We start from the raw sequence: 15,223 nt of genomic DNA on the forward strand, positions 1-15,223 counted from the left end.
CTGCGGCAAACAGGAGACAATCCCGCCTGCCACAATCACTTATTTATTCCAGTCTGCTAAAAATTGCTCAATGCCCGCATCCGTTAATGGGTGTTTCGTCAGCTGCTTGATGACTTTCAGCGGCATTGTGCCGATATGAGCACCTCTAAGCGCAGCTTCTGTCACGTGCTGCGGATGACGAATAGATGCAGCAATGATTTGTGTGTCTAAGCCATGAACATCAAAAATAGTTTTGACTTCGCTGATGAGATCGAGACCATTTTGGCCAATGTCATCTAAGCGGCCGAGGAATGGAGAAACATACGTTGCACCGGCTCTAGCTGCAAGCAATGCCTGGTTTGCACTAAAAATCAAAGTAACGTTTGTTTTAATTCCAAGGTCTGTTAACGCTTTGACAGCTTTAAGACCATCTGTTGTCATTGGAATTTTAACCGTGATATTTGGTGCAATAGCAGCAAGCTCTTTTCCTTCTTCAATCATTTCTTCAGCTTTGAGGGAAATGACCTCTGCACTGACAGAACCTGATACCACGTCAGTGATTTCGCGAAGACGGTCGTGGAATGATACGTCCTTTTCTTTCGCTACTAAACTAGGGTTTGTTGTGACGCCTGCTAAAATGCCAAGCTCGTGCGCCTCTTTGATGTCTGCGATATTCGCTGTATCTACGAAAAATAACATAATCGTGCCACTCTCCTATCAATAAATTGTCTGAAATGTAAATTTGATTGCGCTTTCTCAAGATATGGAGAAAACCGCCTGTGACTCAGGCGGCTTTCGGTTCTCATCAAATTATGCTTGGTTAGAAGAACCAAATTCACGCATTTTGCCGATAACAGTCGCTTTAATTGCGTCACGAGCTGGTCCAAGATATTTACGTGGATCATACTCTTCTGTTTTTGCAGCAAGTGTTTCGCGTACTGCTTTCGCAGAAGCAATTTGGTTTTCAGTGTTTACATTGATTTTTGCTGTACCAAGTGAAATTGAGCGCTTGATGTCAGCAGTTGGGATACCTGTTCCGCCATGAAGAACAAGTGGAAGACCTGTCATTTTTCCAATTTCTTCCATTTCAGCGAAACCAAGATTTGGTTCACCTTTGTATGGACCATGAACTGAACCTAATGCAGGTGCAAGGCAGTCAATACCAGTGCGTTCTACAAGCTCTTGGCACTCTTTTGGATCAGCATAAATAACGCCCTCAGCGATGACGTCATCTTCTTGTCCGCCAACAGTTCCAAGCTCAGCTTCAACAGATACACCGTGGAAATGTGCAAGCTCAACTACTTTCGCAGTTGTTGCTACGTTCTCTTCGAATGGATGGTGAGAAGCGTCGATCATGACAGAAGTAAATCCTGCATGGATTGCTTTTGCACAAGATTCAAAGCTTGAACCGTGATCTAAATGAATCGCAACAGGAACTGTTACATTATATTCTTCGATTAACGCTTTAACCATTGCGACAACTGTTTTGAAGCCGCCCATGTAGCGTCCTGCTCCTTCAGATACTCCCAAGATAACTGGAGATTTCTCTTCTTCAGCAGCTTGTAAAATCGCTTGCGTGAATTCTAAATTATTTAAGTTAAACTGTCCAACAGCGTAACCTTTTTCCTTTGCGTCTTTCAACATTTCTGTCATTGAAACTAAAGGCATGATGAAAAATCCTCCCTATGTAGCTAATTTGCTTACTAAAAAAAGCTCTCCACCCTAGCATGACCAGAATTTCTCGCCATATGTAAACTTTCAAAGTCAGATCGCTTTCTTCTTCTTATCTAGGATACCAATTATTCGACAAATCGGCAACAGAATGACTCGATTCAATCATTTCCATCTAACCGTTTGTTTCGAGCGGTAAGTATTCTTTGACAGCATCTCGGATCTCATCAATATCAAAAGGTTTTGCAAAGTGTGTCAAAGCACCGAGTTCTTTGGATTCTTGAATCATGTCTAATTCGCCATAGGCTGTCATAATGATGACACGGATGTCTTCATCAATTAATTTCATGCGTTTTAAAATTTCAATTCCATCCATTCCGGGAATCTTCATATCAAGCAGCACAAGGTTTGGTCTATGATTTTTCACAATATCTAACGCCTGTAGTCCATTGGCTGCTTGGAAGGTTTGATAGCCTTCTTTATGAAACACTTCATTCAATAATATTCTAATACCATATTGATCATCGACAATTAATATTTTCTCATTCATCTGTTACACCCCATTGCTTTCATTTTTCGCCATAAAAAGAGCTGTTGTTAAATAATTCTGTTTGATTTTCACATTTCCTTTATTTATAATAGTTTACTTTACGACATTTTCTGAGCATTTTTCCTAATATTCTCTTTATATTCTATTATAAAATGATCTGACCGAAGGAGGAAATCCGTCTTGTTAAAAATTTTCACGACCCAGTTATCAGGTATTTTTTCACGTATTGGAGAAAAACAGGCTGAAGCAATCGAAGATGGTGCACGCCTTCTTGCACAAGCTGTTGTCAGTGGACATGGTGTTTATTTTCACGGAGAGAATGAACTGGCTGCTGTAGCCTTAGAGGCAACTGAAAGCAAGGAGCCATTTCCAGGTTCGAAAGTACTGCCGCTTGATCAAACGGAGCGCAGCTTGCTTCATCCAAGCGATAGAGTGCTGCTATTTTATTCAGACCCAGAGGACGGGGAGATTCAATCTCTTGTAAAAGAGCTGCACGCGCAAGGGACGCCCGTTGTAGGTGTCGGGCCGGCACAAAAGGAGCCGTCTATGATTGAAGAGCATTGTGATGTCCATATTGATTTTCAGCTCAAAAAACCGCTTGTGCCTGCTGATGACGGAACAAGGTTCGGTTATCCTGCTTTAATGACATGCTTATACGTCTACCACGCTCTATCGTTTACGGTGAAAGAAATCGTTGAGGAATATGAATAAAAAAACTGCCGAGAAGATGATATTCTCGGCAGTTTTTTGTTTTATTTTGATTCAGATGCTTGCAGTGAAGCACCAACGAAATCTCTAAATAATGGCTGAGGTCTTGTCGGTCTTGAGACGAATTCTGGGTGGAATTGAGAAGCAAGGAACCAAGGATGATCCTTGAGCTCGATAATTTCAACAAGACGTCCGTCTGGGCTTGTACCAGAGAAGACAAATCCTGCAGCTTCCATTTGCTGTCTGAATTCATTATTAAACTCATAGCGATGGCGGTGGCGTTCGTAGACCACTTCATCGTTGTATGCAGCAAATGCTTTGGAGTCTTCATTTAATTTACATGGATAAAGACCAAGACGAAGTGTTCCGCCAAGATCATCTACATCCTTCTGTTCTGGAAGAAGGTCAATAATTGGGAATGCTGTTTCAGGATCAATTTCCGCTGAATGAGCTCCTTCAAGGCCTAGTACGTTTCGTGCATATTCGATTGACGCAACTTGCATTCCTAAGCAAATTCCGAAGAATGGCACTTTGTTTTCACGGGCATATTGTGTAGCAATGATTTTCCCTTCCACTCCGCGGTCTCCGAAGCCTCCAGGAACGATGATGCCATCGACATCTTGCGCGAAATCAGCCATATTTTCTGCTGTCACTTCTTCTGCATTGATCCATTTGATTTGAACGTCTGCATCAAATGCATAACCAGCATGGCGAAGTGATTCAACGACAGAAATGTATGCATCTTGCAATTCAACATATTTTCCTACTAGACCAATTGTGACTTGTTTTGAGAGGTTTTGCACTTTATCGACTAGCGCTGTCCACTCTGTCATGTCTGCATCTTGGCAATCAAGTTTCATATGTTCACATACAAGCTTGTCCAGTCCTTGTTTTTGTAAATCAAGCGGAATAGAGTACAGCGTGTCTGCATCCTGACATTCGATAACAGCTTTTGTATCAATATCACAGAATAACGCAATTTTGTCCTTCATGTCCTGGGTCATTGGCATTTCAGTTCTGACCACAATAACGTTTGGCTGAATACCAAGGCTGCGAAGTTCTTTTACACTATGCTGTGTCGGTTTTGTTTTCAGTTCACCTGCTGCCCGGATGTAAGGAACAAGGGTACAATGAATGTACATGACGTTTTCACGGCCAATGTCACTCTTCATTTGACGAATCGCTTCTAGGAAAGGAAGGGATTCGATGTCTCCTACTGTTCCGCCGATTTCTGTGATGACCACATCTGCACCTGTTTCTTTTCCGGCACGGTACACGCGGTCTTTAATTTCATTTGTAATATGGGGAATAACCTGTACAGTTCCGCCTAAATAGTCGCCGCGGCGCTCTTTCTTCAGAACCGTAGAGTAGATTTTACCTGTTGTGACGTTGCTGTACTTATTTAAGTTAATATCAATGAAGCGCTCATAGTGACCTAAATCAAGGTCTGTTTCAGCACCGTCATCTGTGACGAAAACCTCACCGTGCTGATATGGACTCATCGTCCCTGGGTCTACGTTGATATATGGATCGAATTTTTGAATGGTGACATCCATCCCTCTATTTTTCAGAAGGCGGCCTAACGAGGCAGCCGTGATCCCTTTTCCAAGTGAGGAAACAACTCCTCCTGTTACAAAAATATACTTTGTCATTTCGTATGCTCCTCTCTTTTTTACCCTTGCATGACTAGCCATGCACAGCTTCATCCTTTTTAGAGTGTATCCCTAAATCTCTTGAAAAATAAGAAAGCTCCCTTTCAAATAAATGAAAGGGAGCGTAAATGAACGTATCTTTACGTACTCTTTTTAGAGAGCCCAAAATACATACTACATAGTTCGCCCTCGAAAGTCAAGACGGTTTTGTCCTGTTTTGAGGACCGGTTTATGAGGGTTATTTCTCTTCCTCATTATCGTCTAAATCGTCTTCGGCAATTTCTGTTAAGCCGTCATCATCTTCGTCATCATCTTCGTCGAAGTCTTCTATATCTTCCTCGATTTCCTCATCATCGTCTAGGTCGAGATCATCGTCGTCTTCAACAAGATCAAGGTCTTCTTCAAGCTCTTCGATTTCCTCTTCCTCTTCAATTTCATCGAAGTCTTCTTCAACGACAGCTGCTTTTGTTTTTTTCTTTTTCGCTTTTGTTTTCACAGCTGGCTGAACTTCTTCTTCGATTTGATCAACTGGATACCAACTGCGAAGTCCCCATCTCTGATCACCTAACGAAATAAAGCGGCCATCTATATTTAAGTCTGTATAAAATTGAGCAAGGCGATCATCAAGATCAGATTTTTGTATTCCTTGTAAACGGACCATTTCATCTATTAACTCGGAAAACGTAATTGGTGTTTTGCTGTCTCTGAAAATTTCATAAGCAAGTTCAACTAAAGACATGTGCTTGAGCTGCTCCTGTGAGTATTCTTTCAAACTCAAGGTCAGACACTCCCTTTCTATTACATGTATGTATCCATTTATCAGTGAAATAATAAGTGTTTATCCCTTATTTTTACGACAAACCATACCTCTCATTATAAACAAATTAGGGGAGTTTATGCCACCTTTAATCATGTTAATTTTTGATTTTTTCTCAAGGGGAGCAACTAATGGTTCATCATTTAGGTGAAATAGGTCTAGCTTTTGTGTCCGGCATGCATTTTGTAAACCGTTTTATTTATTCCAAACGGAAAAATGGGAACAATCAGAGGCAGCAATGGTGAATGAATAAATTTTGGCTATCATTCGAACGAAGTGATTGTCCATTTTTTATAAAGCGTATAAAAAGGTACACGTCAACGGGTTCGGTTTACGTGTACCTATAATGAAATAAATTGTATAACTCCTTTTTTCTCGAGTAACCTTGAATTCATTTTTATGTGAATACCGTTACTTCTTTTCGCAAGAGTTCATGCTCTATTATTATTCATTACAGTACAGCGACTATTTCTTTTCCTAAGGAAATGATAGCATCTATAATAAATGGTGCTGCAAAGAGAATCGATGCTTTCCAGTTCGCTTTTTTGTATTGAAAAAAGAACAAGATCAACACTGCTCCTATGAGTGCCGTGAAAAGATACAGCCATAAACTTTGTATTTGCAAGATCCCCATACATATGACATTAATAAACATAATGACAATCTTAGGAATTAGAGCATAAAACAAATGACCCTTAACCTCTGGAGCAAAGATGATTAATAGGAATTTTGCGATAAGATACTGAACTAATAGGCTGATGGTGGTTAGAATTGTTGTAATGACAACAATTAGATTCAGCATCGTTTCATAGGACATATCCTCTAACAAAGCTCTTAAATCATCTAGTTGCGAAATGTAGCCATTCAACTCAATAGCAAAAGTAACAAAATAATAATTGGCCATAATAAAAATGACCAATGATATCAATGATGTTATTCTTGGACGTTGTTCCATAATAGCCTCCCATCCCCTATACTCACAATGCTTGAATGATCGTTTAAGCGTTTATTCACCATGCTATGGGATACATATATGATGGTTGAAATTTTTTTAATAGAGAGATTCACTAGCCTCTCAGATAGCATCTCTATACTCTCTGAATCTAGAGATGACATGGTTTCATCAATTAGTATGGTTTCCCAATCCTTTACGAATAATAAAGATAATCCTACCTTCGCTTTCATACCCGTAGATGCTCTGCTATACGAACCATCTAGGTTACCATCGAAAAATTCATTCACTTTCCCCATTTGTTCTTCAGTCGGCACAATTTTAAACGTATTCCACAGAATCTCTAGATTTTCTCTAATTGTAAATGGGTGAATACCAATAGGATCCACATTTAAATAAAGAGTCGATTCTTTGTTTGCCTCTATATCTCCAGAGTATCTCTTATCTAAACCAGCTATCATTTTAAGGAGAGTGCTTTTACCTGCACCATTTCTCCCCACTAAATGAAAGAGACCTGTTGGAATTGAAAAATTCACTTTATCTAGTATGGTATTGTTTTTGAACTTCTTCGTACATTCTACAAATTCTAATCCCACTTGAATCCCCTTCTCTGTCTTATAGAGTCTTCAATAAAACCATCTATGATTGATCATGATAGAAAATAATAAAGAATCATACCCTTCAATAAAAGCAGCGATTATTAGGATGACTAACGATAATAGATAATAAGGAATCATTTTTTTCATGACACCTAAAGCGGCTTTAATTGATTTCGTATAAATTAGTGTAAAAAGCACATACTGGCTTATTCCTTGATAAAACAACATATTTGGAAATTCTAATAGCCCATGAGGAATTAGTTTACCTAAAGCTTCTTGTTCTCCTAGCGTTCTAAAACCCATCGTAATGACGAAGGACGAACCTCCAAAATCCATTATTTGAAATAAAGGCGACAACAAGAACCCTAGTAAATACATTGCAAAGTTCGTTAAGTTATGTGTTAGGACTACAGACATAAATTCCTGGCCCGATGTTGGTGGTGCTGCTTCAAATAAATCTTTGTTGACGATATTCCCTAGATAAATCCCTGTACCTATCAGCAATATACAGTAGATAGCGTAATACCACAGAAAATATTTCAATCTTTTATGTATCATTTTCCTCCTCTTTTCATGAAGTAATCGTGAAAATTGTAATGCATATGAGTAATAAAATTGGCAAGGACAGCTTCAGTAACTTATGTTCATAATCGTTGATTAATAGTTCTGTTTTTCTGAAATATACGACCCCAATAAAGATGATTAAAGGCAGCGATAACGTATTTTTAAGAATAATTGAGATATCGGACGTGTTTATCATTACTCCGACTATTCCACACACACTGACAAAAATCAGTACGAGACATAGTAAATAAATCGTACTGGATTTAAACCTCTCGTATGGACTCACAATCAAAGAGGCTTGCAACGTCTCGATTCTTGCCCTATCAAGCACAATCTCTTCCTTCTTCGACCCTATTAAGATTTCTAAGATCGTAATAAAGTTGATATAGACTAAAATGAGCGCAGGCAGATTTTCTATTTTCGTTAAAAAGGATTGGGCGAAATAAGTAAGTACTGATACTAAGACGCCTATTAAAATGATTAATATTTTATTACTAGTGATATAAGATAAAAATAAATACAGAATATTTCCAGACCTATATTGCTTATTCGCACTTTTTAGGAAGGAAAGTCCAGTTGTCAAAGGTATCCTATGAGAATTACTTATGTAAATGTAAATAAGAAGAAACTGTACTATTTGCAGTATCATCACTGCTTCAAAAACAGACGTTATGATATACCAAAATTGCAACAAAAGGAGTATTCTGTTGATGATATTGAATAGACCTGACAATAATTGAGATGCAAAAGAAAGCATCACGACAATAAATGCTAGTATCATAATGAAATATTGATTTTCTACTAACAAAAAGGTTAAAGCAATGAAACAAGCCAAAAGTAATTGAACTGAATATCCTTTTTTAATCGTAAAGAATAAATGTTTCAACAACAATTGTTTGGAGACAAAGACCACGCCTGGCTGCTGTCTTCTATACGGTAATACACAACGATTAATATTGGCTGTAGCTACAATGTATATTGAAATAAAAACAAAGCTGTTTAGGTACGTGCCGGGAATCTCACCCCGATAGAAAATCAACGCTACCATTACAATGAAAGAAAAAAGAATCATCCCAATATAATTGAGGTACCCCATTATACTTTGATCATATATTTTAAATAGTTTATTAGTTTTATGCATAAGTCATTTTAAAAAGCAGCTGCTTTGGCTTTTCCTTGTTTTTTAATTACAAACAAAATAGCAGCAACTCCAGTACTAACACCTAGATTGGCTACTGCCAAAGAACCATTTCCAACGATTAAAGATGCCATTGTAATTGCAAATAACAATAGTGAGAATAATCCAAGATTTTTTGCTTTCAACATAAAATTTCCTCCTAATTAATGTTTTATTACAAGCCGCATGGGCATAAAACGTTAAATTAGTTTTTAAGACACTGTCTATAGAAAGTTGTTTCATCTGATATCAATACACTTTTGGAAAAAAAATCATCTCAATAAAGATTGAGATGATTTTTTTTTTAGATTAAAAAGCAGCAGCTTTCGCTTTTCCTTCTTTTTTAAGAATAGCCAAGATAGCAGCAGCTACACCTGAACTAATTGTGCCTACGCCAGTGAAAACACCAACAATTGTAATGACAGTCGCTACTGAGGACCAAGTATCTAAGAAATTCACTACTGTTGCCGCAGTTGCAGTACTAACACCCAGATTTGCTGCAATCAAAGAACCATTACCAATCACTAAAGCTACTAATGTTACCGCAAGAAGTGACAGCGATAATAAAGCATAAAACTTAGAATCTGTTGCTTTCGTCATAATATGACCTCCTTCGATTATTTACTACTTCTTTAGTCTAGCAAGAAGTAAATGACATTTCAATATTTTTTTGGAAAATTTGTAATATTTATTTAATTAACGGTATTTGTAATCAGTTTTTATCAGGATTTACGTTCATTTTCCATTTTTACAGGGAACTTATGTAATAGCATAAAATGCTCTGATTCATTTAAATCTAGTCAGAATTTCTGATAAACACTATCAAAAATCAATTCGTTTCAAATCTTCAGTGCCTTCTCTTAGAGACAGGCAAGCTTTTATGATGAATTTTTTAAGAGATGCTCGTTTCCTGCTTGTAGTACTTCAATTATTACTGAGGTATTCATCAACAATCGGATATCATCTCGTTAAAAACAGAGCCCTAGATCAAAAATTCTCTGAATGATCATGTTATGGATGTGAAAAAAGAGTGGATTTTATTTTGAATTCAAGAGAAATGATGGATGGAATGGGAAGTACAGTTATACACATTGACCCTAAGGAGAGAAGAACCGTATCCTATATTAGAAAGCGATTCATTTTTGGAAATATATCAGGTATCTTGATACATTTCAGTTCCTATTATAGCTTTTGAAAAATTGTAACATTTAGAAAATGTGATAAACATACTATTCTCTAAAACACAACATAAGTCCCTGCAAATCGGAGTCGAAAAAGGGGGAAATGGATTAAATTACCTAGTTAAATTGAATCAATTTCCTCAAATCCAAAAAAATCGAGACACTCATATTGAGTTGTCTCGACTTCGATTTGATATCAAAATAGATACCCATTATTCAAATCTTTGAACGTATGATGAAAAATAATGGCTGCTTTTTGCATGAATCGTCTGTATAGTCATTTCTTTATTTTCTTTAGATCCAGATATTTATGTAGGCAGAATCATAACCATCACGTTAGAAATGAAGATGAGCCCTGACATTTCTGCAAAGTTTAAACACATTGGTGAATGAGATGAACTTGTTATATAGTTCTCAAGCATTGAAATATGCTCTCATAACGATACACTTTTACAGTTTATTTTAAAGCTAGAGATTCTGAAGTAATGAGATGACTACTGCTAACGTCAATATGATGCCTGCAAGCATTAAAACAATTAATTTTCTACGGCTATTTTCTTTTTCGTTGTGATCTTTCTTTGAAGACTTCGAAAGTTCTGCGGAAACCATGATCCATATCACCAAAGTTACAATCGCTAAGATAGTAGTAGTTGTGGTCATAATAACCTCCCATATTTTTATTTTCTTAATTTTAACATAATGCTAATATAATATGGATCGATACTGGAAATCATCTTAAATTCAGGAAAACCTGACTATTACCTTGTATGTGGGTTATCGCTATATCATTCTTGAGGTCTAATTCTTTAGTAGGTATATTGCCAATTCACATGTACCAATACTCACTACTTCACCAGTTACAAATCGCTCATACGTTAAAACGGTTTCCTGTTGCCGACACTATCCTTTTACAATCCTAAAATAAAAAAAACTTTGGATGATGCTAATGATTAATGCTTCAAGAACCACACCAAAACAGACCACCTCACATCAGGTGGTCTTTGCTTTGTTTCTACATATCTATCAGTTTGCGCGAGATGACTAGGCGCTGGATTTCCTGTGTGCCTTCATAAATTTGGGTGATTTTCGCATCACGCATGTATCGTTCGACTGGGTAATCCTTTGTATACCCGTAGCCGCCGAAGATTTGGACGGCTTCTGTTGTTACTTTCATGGCTGTATCTCCAGCAAAGAGCTTGGACATAGCTGATTCCTTTCCATACGGGAGCCCTTTCGTTTCGAGCCATGCTGCCTGATAAGTGAGCAGCCTGGATGCTTCAATTGCGGTTGCCATATCTGCGAGCTTAAAAGCAATTCCTTGCTGCTGAATGATTGGTTTGCCGAATTGCTTGCGCTCCTTCGCATAATCGACTGCCGCATCAAGAGCGCCTTGTGCAATCCCAACAGCCTGTGCAGCAATACCGTTTCTGCCGCCATCGAGGGTCATCATCGCTATTTTAAAACCTTCTCCTTCTTGTCCGAGCCGGTTCCTTTCATGTATCCGGCAATCTTCAAATCGAATTTCAGTCGTTGGCGATGAGCGAATACCCAGTTTGCTTTCCTTTTTGCCAACAAAGAATCCCGGTGTCTCTTTTTCTACAATAAAGGCGGTCGTATTTCGAGATGCAGCTTCTTGGTCTGTCACAGCAAACACAATATAATAATCCGCAATACCCCCATTTGTAATAAAGATTTTCGCACCGTTCAGGACGTATTCACTGCCAGCCTTTACTGCCGTTGTCTTCATTCCGCCGGCATCTGAACCCGAACTGCTCTCAGTGAGTGCATATGCCCCTACCTTTTGTCCTTCTGCAAGTGGCTTTAAATAGGTTTCCTTTTGTTCATCTGTTCCGAAGGTATAGATGGGCCACGAGGCGAGAGAGGTGTGGGCGGAGAGGGTGACGCCTGTAGAGGCGCACACTCTTGAAAGCTCCTCCACTGCGATGACGTAGGCTAAATAATCACTACCGATTCCGCCTACCTCTTCCGGCCAAGGAATGCCCGTTAAACCGAGCTCCGCCATTTGGCGAAAAATAGCTGGATCATACGTTTCTGTCTCGTCCCGCTCTGCTGCTGTTGGCTCTACTTCATTTTTCGCAAAATCTCTCACCATTTTTTGAATCATTTCATGTTCATCACTTAATTGAAACTGCATCATGAGCCACCTCGTTTCATATTAGCTGTTTACAAATGACCAGCCTTTGAATTTCACTAGTTCCTTCATAGATTTCACAAACTTTCGCATCACGAAAGTAACGTTCTGCTTGATAGCGATTCGTATAACCGTCCATGCCGAGTAAATGGATCGCTTCTGTACTGATCTCAACCGCCGTTTTTGACGCAAATAGCTTGGCCATGGATGCTTCCTTTGTCACCGGACGATTCGCCTCTTTATAACAAGCCGCTTGATAGACTAATAGCTTGGCAGCTTCAAGCTTCGCCGCCAAATCACCCAGCCGAATGGTCGTTTCTAGACCTGCCGGGTACTGCTTTAAATACGTCACTGCCTCCGTTAAAGCAGCTTCAGCTATACCGAGACTTTGAGCCGCGATACCGATTCTCCCCGCATTTAAACTAGACATGGCTATGTGAAAGCCCTCTCCTTCTGCACCGAGCAGCTGCTGTTTTGGAATCCGTACAGCATCAAAATGAAGCGTGACAGTTTTTGACCCGTGCAGTCCCATCTTTTTCTCATCTTTTCCGATCGTAAATCCTGGTGTACCTTTCTCAACAATGAATGCCGATATATTTTTTTTCGCAGAAGCAGGATCTGTCACGGCAAAGACAAGATACAGTTCTGCTTCCCCGCCGCTTGTGATAAACATTTTTGTACCATTTAACACATAATGGTCGTCTGCCCGCTTTGCCCTTAACTGAATACTGGAGGCATCTGAGCCTGCCTTCGGTTCAGTCAGGCAAAATGCTCCCAGTTTCTGGCCGGATGCAAGCAGCGGAACATAGGATTCTTTTTGCTCTTTCGTTCCAAAAGCCAAAATAGGCATCGTCACAACAGATGTATGAACGGACACAATGACACCGATGGTCGCACTCACTTTGGATAACTCATGGATAGTGATGATATACGTTGTAAAATCTGCTCCTAAGCCTTGATACGCAGCTGGTATTGGAATCCCCAGAAAGCCTTGTCGTCCCATTTCAGTTAAAAGTGCTCTTGGGAACTGACCTTGTTCCATGGCTTCCACTTCAGGGAATACACGCTGTCTAGCAAATTCTGCTGCCTGTTCTCTCCAGAGACGCTGTTGATCCGTAAGCAAAACATCCATCTTGACTCCCCCTATGAGTGGTCGTGGTATGTGTAAAAACCTCTCTTTGTCTTTTTGCCCAGCCAGCCTGCATTCACGTATTTTTTCAAAAGAGGACAAGGCCGATATTTGCTATCCCCAAGTCCCTCATGAAGGGTATTCATAATAAATAAACATGTATCTAGTCCGATGAAATCAGCGAGACGAAGCGGCCCCATTGGGTGATTCATTCCAAGCGTCATAACACCATCAATGCTTTCTGCATCTGCCACGCCTTCATAAAGGGTGTAAATGGCTTCATTGATCATTGGCATCAATATGCGGTTTGATACAAACCCTGGGAAGTCTTCCACTTCAATTGGGGTTTTGTTTAAATTCTTTGCTGTTTCACAAACGATTTGATACGTGTCGTCACTCGTTTGCAGCGCTCGAATGACCTCAACGAGTTTCATAACAGGGACAGGATTCATAAAGTGCATGCCAATCACTTGCTCCGGTCTCCCCGTAACTGCTGCTAATTCTGTGATTGACAAGGAAGATGTGTTTGTTGCAAATATCGTTTTTGCCTCTGCAAATTGATCAAGTGTTTCAAAGATTTGTTTTTTTACACTCATTTGTTCAGATGCAGCTTCAATCACTAAGTGAGCCTGCTGCACGTCCTTTAAATCTGTAGATACAGCAAGCCGCTGCGTAATATCTCGGACTGCCTGATGGGCTAGCTTTCCTTTTTCTGCCCGTTTCGTCAGTTGTTTGGTCATGGAGGAAATGGCCCGATGAATCTGCTTTTCAGATGCATCATGCAGCAGGACTGTGTAGCCAGACTGAGCAAAAACTTGGGCAATGCCTGATCCCATTTGACCAGCTCCAACGACCATGACGGTTTCTTCTGTACTCATGACGATGAACGCCTCCCTTTTAATCTACCTTTATCATGATGGCATCTCCTTGACCGCCTCCACTGCAAATCGCCGCAATGCCAATACCGCCGCCTCTTTGTTTCAATGCATGAATCAAGGTCAATATGATACGTGTTCCGCTTGCCCCAATGGGATGACCTAGCGCCACTGCCCCACCGTTGATATTCATTTTGCGCCGGTCCAGCCCGGTTATTTTTTCACATGCCAGCGCCACTGCTGAGAAGGCTTCATTGATTTCAAATAGATCGATATCCTCTAGACGCTTACCTGTTTTCTGTAAAATTTTCTCGATAGCAAAGGCTGGTGTTTTCGGAAAATTCTTTGCCTCTACAGCTACCTGCGTATGACCAAGCACGACTGCCAATGGCTTGACGTCATGCTGCTCCGCATATGTGTCTTTCATTAAAAGAAGCGCACTTGCTCCATCATTGACACCTGGTGCATTCCCAGCGGTAATGGTACCCGTTTGATCAAACACAGGCATGAGTTTTGACAGCCGTTCATATGACGTATCACGCCGCGGAGATTCATCTTCTGTGATCAGCCGCTCTCCCGTTTTCGTCTTGACGGGGACGTGGGTGATTTCATGCTGGAAAAAGCCGTTTTTCTGCGCTTCGATCGCCCGTTCATGACTTCTTAATGCCCAAAGGTCTTGCTCTTCCCGCGTGATACCGAGCTCCTTCGCAGCCATGCTCCCATACTCACCCATATGAACGCCTGTAAATGAACAGGTTAATCCATCTAAAATCATCGCATCTTGTACCGCACCATCTCCCATTTTGTAGCCCCATCGCGCTTTTTTTAACAAATAAGGGGCGTGTGACATGGATTCCATACCGCCCGCTACGATGACCTCAGCATCTCCAGCTCGGATGATTTGATCTGCTGTGCTCACACTGCGCATTCCTGATGCACAGACTTTATTGATGGTTTGCGTCGGAACGGACCACGGAAGATCAGCATGTCTTGCTGCTTGTCTTGAAGGAACCTGACCTTGTCCTCCCTGCAAAACACTTCCCATGATGACCTCATCCACATGATGTGAACCCGGCACTCTTTCAAGCGCAGCCTTGATTGCCACTCCGCCTAGTTCTGCGGCAGTCAGCCCACTGAAAGCACCGCCTAGTTTTCCAAATGGTGTTCTTGCTCCAGATACAATGACCGTCTTACTCATGTATGTCCCCTCCTGTTTG

16 protein-coding genes are annotated in these 15,223 nt (G+C 40.1%); 1 reads left to right on the forward strand and 15 read right to left on the reverse strand.

Annotated features, from left to right (window positions below):
* Nucleotides 1–39 precede the first annotated feature (39 nt).
* The 3 genes from fsa to SB660_RS03330 form a co-directional block, all read right to left on the reverse strand.
* Nucleotides 40–678: a fructose-6-phosphate aldolase gene (gene fsa / locus SB660_RS03320; protein ID WP_003215343.1), complete on the reverse strand. Its 639-nt coding sequence runs from the start codon at nucleotides 676–678 to the stop codon at nucleotides 40–42.
* A gap of 111 nt (nucleotides 679–789) precedes the next feature.
* The gene (locus SB660_RS03325; protein ID WP_061409865.1) at nucleotides 790–1,647 is read right to left on the reverse strand and encodes a class II fructose-bisphosphate aldolase; all 858 of its coding nucleotides are present in this window, start codon (nucleotides 1,645–1,647) and stop codon (nucleotides 790–792) included.
* Nucleotides 1,648–1,825: 178 nt separating this feature from the next.
* Nucleotides 1,826–2,200, reverse strand: a complete 375-nt coding sequence (locus SB660_RS03330) for a response regulator (RefSeq protein WP_003214681.1) — start codon at nucleotides 2,198–2,200, stop codon at nucleotides 1,826–1,828.
* Nucleotides 2,201–2,380: 180 nt separating this feature from the next.
* Between SB660_RS03330 and SB660_RS03335 the strand changes: the two genes are divergently transcribed.
* On the forward strand, nucleotides 2,381–2,911 hold the full coding sequence (locus tag SB660_RS03335) for a DUF2529 domain-containing protein (RefSeq protein WP_410581325.1): 531 nt from the start codon (nucleotides 2,381–2,383) through the stop codon (nucleotides 2,909–2,911).
* Nucleotides 2,912–2,952: 41 nt separating this feature from the next.
* Here SB660_RS03335 and pyrG read toward each other — a convergent pair whose 3' ends face one another.
* The 12 genes from pyrG to SB660_RS03395 all read right to left on the reverse strand — a co-directional run bounded on the left by pyrG (nucleotide 2,953) and on the right by SB660_RS03395 (nucleotide 15,204).
* On the reverse strand, nucleotides 2,953–4,560 hold the full coding sequence (gene pyrG / locus SB660_RS03340) for a glutamine hydrolyzing CTP synthase (RefSeq protein WP_003215143.1): 1,608 nt from the start codon (nucleotides 4,558–4,560) through the stop codon (nucleotides 2,953–2,955).
* A 238-nt stretch (nucleotides 4,561–4,798) separates the two neighbouring features.
* A complete protein-coding gene (gene rpoE / locus SB660_RS03345) occupies nucleotides 4,799–5,338 on the reverse strand; it encodes a DNA-directed RNA polymerase subunit delta (RefSeq protein WP_058013463.1) in 540 nt (179 codons plus the stop codon).
* A gap of 490 nt (nucleotides 5,339–5,828) precedes the next feature.
* Nucleotides 5,829–6,332 carry a hypothetical protein gene (locus tag SB660_RS03350; RefSeq protein WP_410581327.1) on the reverse strand — a complete coding sequence of 168 codons (504 nt, stop codon included), beginning with the start codon at nucleotides 6,330–6,332 and terminating at the stop codon, nucleotides 5,829–5,831.
* Nucleotides 6,311–6,925 (reverse strand): ATP-binding cassette domain-containing protein, encoded by a 615-nt coding sequence (locus SB660_RS03355; RefSeq protein ID WP_058013461.1) that lies wholly within the window; start codon nucleotides 6,923–6,925, stop codon nucleotides 6,311–6,313. The genes SB660_RS03350 and SB660_RS03355 overlap by 22 nt, the downstream gene beginning before the upstream one ends.
* A gap of 30 nt (nucleotides 6,926–6,955) precedes the next feature.
* A complete protein-coding gene (locus SB660_RS03360; protein ID WP_410581330.1) occupies nucleotides 6,956–7,486 on the reverse strand; it encodes a stage II sporulation protein M in 531 nt (176 codons plus the stop codon).
* 13 nt (nucleotides 7,487–7,499) lie between these two features.
* The gene (locus tag SB660_RS03365) at nucleotides 7,500–8,075 is read right to left on the reverse strand and encodes a hypothetical protein (protein WP_257474597.1); all 576 of its coding nucleotides are present in this window, start codon (nucleotides 8,073–8,075) and stop codon (nucleotides 7,500–7,502) included.
* A gap of 566 nt (nucleotides 8,076–8,641) precedes the next feature.
* On the reverse strand, nucleotides 8,642–8,818 hold the full coding sequence (locus SB660_RS03370; RefSeq protein ID WP_167550617.1) for a hypothetical protein: 177 nt from the start codon (nucleotides 8,816–8,818) through the stop codon (nucleotides 8,642–8,644).
* A 160-nt stretch (nucleotides 8,819–8,978) separates the two neighbouring features.
* On the reverse strand, nucleotides 8,979–9,269 hold the full coding sequence (locus tag SB660_RS03375; protein ID WP_003214902.1) for an uberolysin/carnocyclin family circular bacteriocin: 291 nt from the start codon (nucleotides 9,267–9,269) through the stop codon (nucleotides 8,979–8,981).
* A gap of 1,593 nt (nucleotides 9,270–10,862) precedes the next feature.
* Nucleotides 10,863–12,005: an acyl-CoA dehydrogenase gene (locus SB660_RS03380; protein WP_410581333.1), complete on the reverse strand. Its 1,143-nt coding sequence runs from the start codon at nucleotides 12,003–12,005 to the stop codon at nucleotides 10,863–10,865.
* A 16-nt stretch (nucleotides 12,006–12,021) separates the two neighbouring features.
* On the reverse strand, nucleotides 12,022–13,134 hold the full coding sequence (locus tag SB660_RS03385) for an acyl-CoA dehydrogenase family protein (RefSeq protein ID WP_410581335.1): 1,113 nt from the start codon (nucleotides 13,132–13,134) through the stop codon (nucleotides 12,022–12,024).
* An 11-nt stretch (nucleotides 13,135–13,145) separates the two neighbouring features.
* Nucleotides 13,146–14,009 carry a 3-hydroxybutyryl-CoA dehydrogenase gene (locus SB660_RS03390; RefSeq protein ID WP_061409875.1) on the reverse strand — a complete coding sequence of 288 codons (864 nt, stop codon included), beginning with the start codon at nucleotides 14,007–14,009 and terminating at the stop codon, nucleotides 13,146–13,148.
* A gap of 19 nt (nucleotides 14,010–14,028) precedes the next feature.
* The gene (locus tag SB660_RS03395) at nucleotides 14,029–15,204 is read right to left on the reverse strand and encodes an acetyl-CoA C-acetyltransferase (RefSeq protein WP_410581337.1); all 1,176 of its coding nucleotides are present in this window, start codon (nucleotides 15,202–15,204) and stop codon (nucleotides 14,029–14,031) included.
* Between the last annotated feature and the right edge of the window lie 19 nt (nucleotides 15,205–15,223).

The organism is Bacillus sp. SIMBA_005 (assembly GCF_046535585.1).
Lineage (GTDB): Bacteria > Bacillota > Bacilli > Bacillales > Bacillaceae > Bacillus > Bacillus pumilus.

What these genes read in the sequence shown, in the direction of transcription:
- SB660_RS03325 (WP_061409865.1), bottom strand. Translation starts at nt 1,647, where the DNA reads ATGCCTTTAGTTTCAATGACAGAAATGTTGAAAGACGCAAAGGAAAAA.
- pyrG (WP_003215143.1), bottom strand. Translation starts at nt 4,560, where the DNA reads ATGACAAAGTATATTTTTGTAACAGGAGGAGTTGTTTCCTCACTTGGA.
- SB660_RS03395 (WP_410581337.1), bottom strand. Translation starts at nt 15,204, where the DNA reads ATGAGTAAGACGGTCATTGTATCTGGAGCAAGAACACCATTTGGAAAA.
- SB660_RS03360 (WP_410581330.1), bottom strand. Translation starts at nt 7,486, where the DNA reads ATGATACATAAAAGATTGAAATATTTTCTGTGGTATTACGCTATCTAC.
- SB660_RS03380 (WP_410581333.1), bottom strand. Translation starts at nt 12,005, where the DNA reads ATGCAGTTTCAATTAAGTGATGAACATGAAATGATTCAAAAAATGGTG.
- SB660_RS03375 (WP_003214902.1), bottom strand. Translation starts at nt 9,269, where the DNA reads ATGACGAAAGCAACAGATTCTAAGTTTTATGCTTTATTATCGCTGTCA.
- SB660_RS03350 (WP_410581327.1), bottom strand. Translation starts at nt 6,332, where the DNA reads ATGGAACAACGTCCAAGAATAACATCATTGATATCATTGGTCATTTTT.
- SB660_RS03370 (WP_167550617.1), bottom strand. Translation starts at nt 8,818, where the DNA reads ATGTTGAAAGCAAAAAATCTTGGATTATTCTCACTATTGTTATTTGCA.
- SB660_RS03330 (WP_003214681.1), bottom strand. Translation starts at nt 2,200, where the DNA reads ATGAATGAGAAAATATTAATTGTCGATGATCAATATGGTATTAGAATA.
- SB660_RS03390 (WP_061409875.1), bottom strand. Translation starts at nt 14,009, where the DNA reads ATGAGTACAGAAGAAACCGTCATGGTCGTTGGAGCTGGTCAAATGGGA.
- SB660_RS03385 (WP_410581335.1), bottom strand. Translation starts at nt 13,134, where the DNA reads ATGGATGTTTTGCTTACGGATCAACAGCGTCTCTGGAGAGAACAGGCA.
- fsa (WP_003215343.1), bottom strand. Translation starts at nt 678, where the DNA reads ATGTTATTTTTCGTAGATACAGCGAATATCGCAGACATCAAAGAGGCG.